Below are 7,158 nucleotides of genomic sequence, written 5' to 3' on the forward strand. Positions count from 1 at the left end.
CCGCCCAAGGTGCCGTGCAACACGGGCCCGTACATCGTGTTCTTCGACTTCGACAAGTCGGACATCACCTCGGAAGCCGCCGGCATCCTCAACAGCGCCGTCACCGCCTATGCCAACTGCGGCACGGCGAGCGTGATGCTGGCTGGTCACACCGACCGCGCGGGCAGCACCAAGTACAACGAAGGCCTGGCCGATCGTCGCAACAAGGCGGTCACCGCCTATCTGACCGGCCGCGGCATCCCTGCCGGCCGCATCACCGGCCAGTCGTTCGGCGAAACCAAGCCGCGCGTCCCGACCGCCGACGGTGTGCGTGAAGCGCAGAACCGCCGCGTGGAAGTGACCTACGGCCCGGGCTCGGGCATGTAAGTCCAGGTTCCAACGGAACACGAAGAGGGGCCGGAGCGATCCGGCCCCTTTTTTGTTGTCTGCCGCACATGCAGGCCCCTGCGCGTGGCACTCGCGCCAGCACGCCTCACCGGGCCATTCTCCCTGTGAGCTACACCTCCAGACACCCCCGGACACGAAGCGCGCGCCGCCGCGCGGGGCAGAGCCCCCGCCCGGCGGCGCGCGCGCTTTGCGTGTCGGGCGCCGGTGGCTAGCCCGCCGTTGCGGCAGCGGCGCGCTCGGCGATGGTCGCCTCGGCCTTGGGCAGCGTGCGGTAGGCGTAGACCAGAAGCGCCAGCGAGATCGGTGCCACCCCGATCAGCGACAGCACTCCGACCCGCAAGCTCCCGCTCGCCTCCGATATCGCGCCGACCATGTAGGGCCCGAGCCCCAGGCCGACGAGCGTGGTGGCAAGAAAGAACGAGGCCGTCGCCGTCCCGCGCATCCGCGGTAGCACGAGGTCCTGCGTCGTTGCCGCCGCCGCCCCCAGCGCCGTAGCCGCGAACATCCCGGCAAGGAAATTCATCACGTAGAACAGGAGAGCGTTCTCGGTGGTGAAGCCGATCCAGATCGGCACCACCGGCGCGAGAATCCCGAACATCACCACCAGGATCCGCCCCGAAGGATTGCGCCCGCGCAACCAATCGGACAGGCGACCGCCGAGGATCACCCCGAGGAATCCCGACAGCGCCCCGCTGCCCCCGAGCACGAAGGCAAGCTCGGCCTTGGGCAGTTGCAGCACCGTCTCGGCATAGGGTGCCGCCCAGAACGCCAGCGCATAGGCGCCGAGCGAGACCAGCCCGTAGCCGAGCGCGGTGCAGATGAAGGCGGGCGTCCCCCAGATCAGCCGAAAGGTCGCCGGATCGTGGCGCCGCAGGGTCGAAGCCCACGAGAACACCGCGTAGTAGCCGAAAGCGATCGCCGACCATTGCGGCACGTTTCCGGTCAGCTCGATCATCCCCAGCGCGAAAACGGTCATGGCGGCGGCCATTGCCACATTGACCAGCGCGGCCATCGGTCCACGGCGCAGGGCGTGGAGCAGGGTGAAGGGCGGCAGCAGCATCGACAGGTCGACGAAGAAATCGGCAAGCGGGTGCCGCGTGCCGCTCGCCGCGTCGGGTTGGCGCGCGGGCTCGCGCAACGAGGCGACCCAGCCCGCGAGCAGCACGCCGGGCACGCCCACGGCGAGGAACGCCGCCTGCCAGCCGACCAGCCCGCCAACCCCGCCCCCCGGATAGGCCGCGTCCCACACCTGCGAGATCTTCGCCCCGATCAGCAGCGACACCCCGCCGCCCAGGTACAGTCCCGAGGAATAGATCGCGAGCGCGGTCGCGCGCTGGCGCGAGGGGAAATAGTCCGAGATCAGCGAATAGGCAGTCGGGCTCGCGGTCGCCTCGCCCACGCCCACGCCCATCCGCGCCAGCGAAAGGGTGAGGAAATTGCGGGCAAAGCCCGACAGCGCGGTCATCGTCGACCACAGCAGCAGGCCAATGGTCAGCAGCCGCACCCGGTGCCAGCGATCCGCGAGCCGCCCGAGCGGCACGCCGAACAGCGCGTAGAACACCGCGAAGGCCGCACCGCCCAGAAAGCCCAGCTGGCCGTCGGTCAGCGCCAGATCGCGCTTGATGTCGACCGCGAGGATCGAGAGGATCTGCCGGTCGATGAAGTTGAGGATGTAGACCACAACCAGCACCCCCAGCACATACCAGCTGTAGGCCGACGCGGGCGCCTCGCTGCTGCCGGGCGCCGCCGTGGTGTCCTCGCTCAAAACCGATCCCCTATCCCGTATACTTGCTTGAGAACGGCGCGCGGCCGTCAGACGTTATAGCGGGTGCTATCGGCAATACCCGCCTCGGCAAAACCCTTTTTCCGCAAACGGCATGAATCGCACAACCCGCAGGCAAGGCCCTCGGGGGTGGGATCGTAGCACGACCAGCTCCACGCCGGATCGAGCCCGAGCCGCGCGCATTCGCGGGCGATGTCGGCCTTGGTCATGTGCTGGAGCGGCGCGTGGATCGTGAAGGGCGCGCCCTCCACCCCGGCCTTGGTGCCGAGCCTTGCGGTTTCGGCGAAGCTGGCGATGAACTCGGGCCGGCAATCGGGATAGCCCGAATAGTCGAGCGCGTTGACCCCGATGAACACGTCGCGCGCGCCGGCAGCCTCGGCGCAGGCCGTCGTCAGCGCGAGGAACACAAGATTGCGCGCGGGCACATAGGTCACCGGGATGTCGTCGCCGACCCCGCCCTTGGGCACATCGATGCTGTCGGTCAGTGCCGATCCGCCGAAAGCCCTGAGGTCGAGCGCGATCGCGGTGTGACGCGCAAGGCCCAGCTTCTCCGCAATCCGCGCCGCCGATTGCAGCTCGAGCTTGTGCCGCTGGCCATAATCGACGCTCAGCGCGTGAACCGCGAAGCCCGCCTCCTGCGCGAGCGCGGCGGTCACCATCGAATCGAGCCCGCCCGAAAGCAGCACCACGGCGAGCGGCTGGGGTTGTGCCGGAACAGTCATGCGCGCGGCCCTATCACGGGCTCACGCAAAGGCAATCGGGGTGCGATCAGCACGTGCCCGTGCGGCGCGCCTCGGCGGTCAGCTGGAAGGGGGTGCGGCTCTCGATCCCCTGGCTTTCGAGCTGCACCAGCGCGGGCGTCTCGCGGCGGATGCTGGTGCGGCCATAGCCGTTGCCGGGACAGGTGTACTGCACCGTGACCCGCGCCGCGCCGTCCTCGACCACGAACTGGCTGCACCCGCTCTCGCGGTGCATCAGCTGGATCAGCTCGGCGCCCGAGCGGACGCAGATCTTGCGGTCGGGCGCGCCGCCGCGCTGACGGATGGTCCATTCGCCCTTGGCGAGGGTGCCGAGCATGGCGAGCCCGTTGCCCTGCGCCAGCACCGGCACGGCCAGTCCCGCCACCACGCCCGCTCCGGCAAGCGCCAGCGCCGCCCGCCGCATTCTGCTGTCAATCCGGTTAGTCATACGCCCCCTCATGGCAGCTTTGCAGGCCGTAGCCTTGCAAAAACTGGACGCTTTCCCGCACATATCGCGACATTTTCGACCAAGCGTCAGATCGCCAGCGCGAACGTCTTGGAACAGAAGGCGCAATCGACCGCGATGATCCCGTCCGGGCCGCGCATCTCCTCCTGCTCTTCGAGCGGGAAGCGGGCGATGATCGTCTCGTAATGCGCCGCGGTGCAGCGGCACCCGCGCGACAGGGCATCGCCCGGCTGGACGCGCACTTCCTCCTCCTCGTGGAACAAGCGCCACGCGATCCCCTCGAGCGACAGTCCGGGATCGAGCAGCTCGTCATGGCTGATCGTCCCCGCCAGCACCGCGACATGCTCCCAATCGGGGTGGTCGAGCCGGACGTGAAGCCGCTCGCGCCCTTCCTCGCCGTCGGGGAGGTGCTGCACCAGCAGCCCCGCCGCCATGCGCCCGCCGGTGCCGGCGCGGCTGGCGACGCGGATCAGGGTCGGGATCTGTTCGGACTGGCTGAAATAGCTCTCGCACGCCTCGGCCAGACTGTCGCCCTCGAGCGGGACGATCCCCTGATAGCGCTGGCGCCCCTCGGTCTCGAAGGTGATCGCGAGATAGCCCTCGCCGAACAGCGCCGCGAGGCTCGGGTTCGCGCCCAGCGTGGCCAGCCGCTCGCCATCGAAATCGGCATAGCCGCGCACGGCGCCCGCGCGATAATCGCACACCAGCAGCTTGACGATCCCGCCCTGGGTCTGCGCCTGCAAGGTCATCTGCGCGTGCTCGCCCTTGAGCAGCCCGCCCATCAGCGCGCCCAGCACCAGCGCCTCGCCGAGGAGGTGCGTGATCGGGGCGGGATAATCGTGGGCGGAGAGCACCTCCTCGAGCACGCCTTCCATGCGCACCACCCGCCCGCGGGCATTGCGCCCGGGCAGGGTGAAGCCCATCAGGGTGTCGGAGAAGGTCTCGGCGGTCGCAGTCGTCTCGGTCATGCGCCGCCATATGGGGACGCATCGCTGCGCGCGAAAGCCCCTCTCATTCGCCGAGCAGGCCGAAGGCCCACAGCAGCACCGATTTCTGCGCGTGAATGCGGTTCTCGGCCTCGTCGAACACCACCGATTGCGGGCCCTCGAACACCTCCGCGCTGACCTCCTCGCCGACGTGTGCCGGGAGGCAGTGGAGGAACACCGCATCGGGCTTGGCCTCGGCCATCAGCGCGGCGTTCACCTGATAGGGCGCCATTGCGGCGAGCTTTGCCTCGGCATGGGCCTGCCCCATCGAGACCCAGGTGTCGGTGACGATCACATCCGCCCCGCGCGCGGCGGCAGCGGCGTCCTGCGTCAGCGTGACTTGCGCCCCGCCCGCGCGGGCGAGCTCGACGAAGGCCGGGTCAGGCTCGTAACCCGCAGGTGTCGCCACACGGACGTTGAACTTCATCAGCCCCGCCGCCTCGAGGATCGAGTGCAGCACGTTGTTCCCGTCCCCGAACCACGCGACCTCCAAGCCGGGAAGTGCCTTGCCGTGCTCGATCACGGTCAAGAGGTCGGCGACGATCTGGCACGGGTGCGACATGTCGGTGAGGCCGTTGATCACGGGCACGGTCGCGTGGGCGGCCATTTCCTCGATCTTGGCGTGATCGTCGGTGCGCAGCATGATGCCGTCGACCATCCGGCTGAGCACGCGGGCGGTGTCGGCGACGGTCTCGCCGCGCCCGAGCTGGCTCGAGGCCGAATCGAGCAGCAGCACCGTGCCGCCCAGCTGGCGCATCGCGATGTCGAAGCTGACACGGGTGCGGGTCGAGTTCTTCTCGAACACCAGCGCCAGCACCCGCCCTGCAAGCGGCGCGTCGTCATCGGGCGCGCCTTTCGGCAGTCCTGCACGCGCCGCCTTGCGATCGATCGCGTCATTGATCATCGCCGCGATCGCGTCGCCCCCGGCATCGCCGAGATCGAGGAAGTGCTTCATGCCGCCTCAGGCACCTTGAAGCTCGCCGCACCGGCCGAGAGCTTGTCGAAGAACTCGTCGATCTCGGCATCGCCGATCACCAGCGGCGGGATGATGCGGATGGTGTTGTCGCCCGCGGCCACGGTCAGCAGCTGGTGGTTGTCGCGCAGGTGGACGTAGAAGGGGCGGCTCTCCATCTTCATCCTGATGCCGAGCATCAGCCCCTTGCCCCGCACGAGATCGAACAGCTCCGGGTAGTTGCCGATGAACTGTTCGAGCCGCGCCCGCAGCCGCTCGCCCTTCTCCGCGACCGAGGCGAGGAAGGCGTCGTTGGCGACCGCCTCCATCACCGCCGTCCCCGCCGCCATGGCGAGCGGGTTGCCGCCATAGGTCGAGCCGTGGGTGCCGAAGGTCATCCCGCGCGCGGCCTTCTCGGTCGCGATGCAGGCGCCCAGCGGGAAGCCGCCGCCGATGCCCTTCGCCGTGGCGAGGATGTCGGGGGTGATCCCGTAATGCTCGTAGGCGTAGAGCTTGCCCGTGCGCGCGACGCCGCACTGGACCTCGTCGAGCACCAGCATCAGGTCATGCTCGTCGGCGAGCTTGCGCAAACCTTGCATGAACTCCGCAGAGGCGGGGCGAATCCCGCCCTCGCCCTGGATCGGCTCGACCAGGAAGCCCGCGGTGTTGGGCCCGATCAGCGCCTTGGCCGCTTCGAGATCATCGAAGGGCGCATACTTGAACCCGGCGAGCAGCGGCGAGAAGCCGTGGTGCATCTTCTCCTGGTTCGACGCCGAGATGGTCGCCATCGTCCGGCCGTGGAAGGCGTTGTGGAAGGTGATCAGCTCGAAGCGGTTCTTGTCACCGCCTTCCCCGTTCTGGTGATAGGCGCGCGCGGTCTTGATCGCGGCCTCGACCGCCTCGGCGCCCGAATTGGTAAAGAACACCGTGTCGCCGAAGGTCTTGTCGACCAGCCACTGCGCCAGCTTCTCGCCCTGCGGACTGCCGTAGAGGTTCGAGACGTGCATCAGCGTCGCGGCCTGCTGCTGGATCGCGCCGATCAGACCCTCGTGCGAATGGCCGAGGAGGTTCACCGCGATACCGCTCGCGAAATCGAGGTAGCGGGTGCCGTCTTCGCCGATCAGATGGCAGTGCTCGCCGCGCACCGGCCGGACACCGCAACGCGGATAGACGGGCATGAGCGGGGTGATGGACATATGGAGCTTCCTGAAATTGAGAATCGTGAGGGTCTGAAACGCAAATGGCGGCCCTGAACCAGAGCCGCCATCCGCTTTACCGTTTAATCTTCCGGCTCCCCCTGGTCAAACCGCGGGGAGCGGTCCGGGCCGGGTCAGCCTTCGATCGGTGCCAGATTGACGGCGGAGTACTTTCCGCGTCGATCGACCTCGAGATCGAATTCGTAGCGCTCGCCTTCGTTCAAGGCCGTCAGGCCCGAGCGTTCGACCGCGCTGATGTGGACGAAAGCGTCCGGCTGGCCGTCATCGCGGACGAGGAAGCCGAAGCCCTTCATCGCGTTGAAGAACTTGACCGTGCCCTTGGCGCGCTCACCGGTCAGCTCGCGCTGGGGTGCGGCGGGCTTGGCCGCCACGGCGATCACGTCACCCACGACCTGCAGATCCTGCGCCGACACCTTGCCGCCGCGATCCACGAGGTTGTACTGGAGCTCCTGCCCTTCGGCGAGGCCTTCGAGGCCGGCACGCTCGACCGCGGAGATGTGAACGAACACGTCCTCACCGCCGCCATCCTGCTGGATGAAGCCGAAACCCTTCTGGGCATTGAAGAACTTCACCGTGCCCTTGCCGGTGCCGACGATCTGGGCGGGCATGCGGCTGAAACCGCCGCCA

The 7,158-nt window shown here is 68.2% G+C and carries 8 protein-coding genes; 1 reads left to right on the forward strand and 7 read right to left on the reverse strand.

The window, feature by feature from the left end; all coding sequences use genetic code 11:
- Positions 1-366: OmpA family protein (locus AX692_RS16090; RefSeq protein ID WP_230961069.1), on the forward strand; the 366-nt coding region annotated here is incomplete at its 5' end.
- A 229-nt stretch (positions 367-595) separates the two neighbouring features.
- Here the strand turns inward: AX692_RS16090 and AX692_RS16095 are convergent.
- The 7 genes from AX692_RS16095 to AX692_RS20750 form a co-directional block, all read right to left on the reverse strand.
- Complete coding sequence (locus AX692_RS16095; protein ID WP_073973778.1) at positions 596-2,152, reverse strand: spinster family MFS transporter; 1,557 nt, start codon at positions 2,150-2,152, stop codon at positions 596-598.
- A gap of 47 nt (positions 2,153-2,199) precedes the next feature.
- Complete coding sequence (queC, locus tag AX692_RS16100; protein ID WP_073973779.1) at positions 2,200-2,892, reverse strand: 7-cyano-7-deazaguanine synthase QueC; 693 nt, start codon at positions 2,890-2,892, stop codon at positions 2,200-2,202.
- A 46-nt stretch (positions 2,893-2,938) separates the two neighbouring features.
- Complete coding sequence (locus AX692_RS16105) at positions 2,939-3,358, reverse strand: hypothetical protein (RefSeq protein ID WP_230959445.1); 420 nt, start codon at positions 3,356-3,358, stop codon at positions 2,939-2,941.
- A gap of 86 nt (positions 3,359-3,444) precedes the next feature.
- A complete protein-coding gene (locus AX692_RS16110) occupies positions 3,445-4,344 on the reverse strand; it encodes an Hsp33 family molecular chaperone HslO (protein ID WP_073973781.1) in 900 nt (299 codons plus the stop codon).
- A 43-nt stretch (positions 4,345-4,387) separates the two neighbouring features.
- Entirely contained in the window at positions 4,388-5,317 is a 930-nt protein-coding gene (gene argF / locus AX692_RS16115; protein ID WP_073973782.1) for an ornithine carbamoyltransferase, read from the reverse strand.
- Positions 5,314-6,510: an aspartate aminotransferase family protein gene (locus AX692_RS16120; protein ID WP_073977189.1), complete on the reverse strand. Its 1,197-nt coding sequence runs from the start codon at positions 6,508-6,510 to the stop codon at positions 5,314-5,316. Before AX692_RS16120 ends, argF begins: the two co-directional genes overlap by 4 nt.
- A 134-nt stretch (positions 6,511-6,644) precedes the next feature.
- The coding region (locus tag AX692_RS20750) for a cold-shock protein (RefSeq protein WP_330997590.1) at positions 6,645-7,158 on the reverse strand (514 nt) is incomplete at its 5' end.

The sequence above is a fragment of the Erythrobacter donghaensis genome (assembly GCF_001557325.1).
Lineage (GTDB): Bacteria > Pseudomonadota > Alphaproteobacteria > Sphingomonadales > Sphingomonadaceae > Erythrobacter > Erythrobacter donghaensis_B.

Coding starts and splice junctions, on each gene's coding strand:
- AX692_RS16110 (WP_073973781.1), bottom strand. CDS start 4,344: ATGACCGAGACGACTGCGACCGCCGAGACCTTCTCCGACACCCTGATG.
- argF (WP_073973782.1), bottom strand. CDS start 5,317: ATGAAGCACTTCCTCGATCTCGGCGATGCCGGGGGCGACGCGATCGCG.
- queC (WP_073973779.1), bottom strand. CDS start 2,892: ATGACTGTTCCGGCACAACCCCAGCCGCTCGCCGTGGTGCTGCTTTCG.
- AX692_RS16105 (WP_230959445.1), bottom strand. CDS start 3,358: ATGACTAACCGGATTGACAGCAGAATGCGGCGGGCGGCGCTGGCGCTT.
- AX692_RS16120 (WP_073977189.1), bottom strand. CDS start 6,510: ATGTCCATCACCCCGCTCATGCCCGTCTATCCGCGTTGCGGTGTCCGG.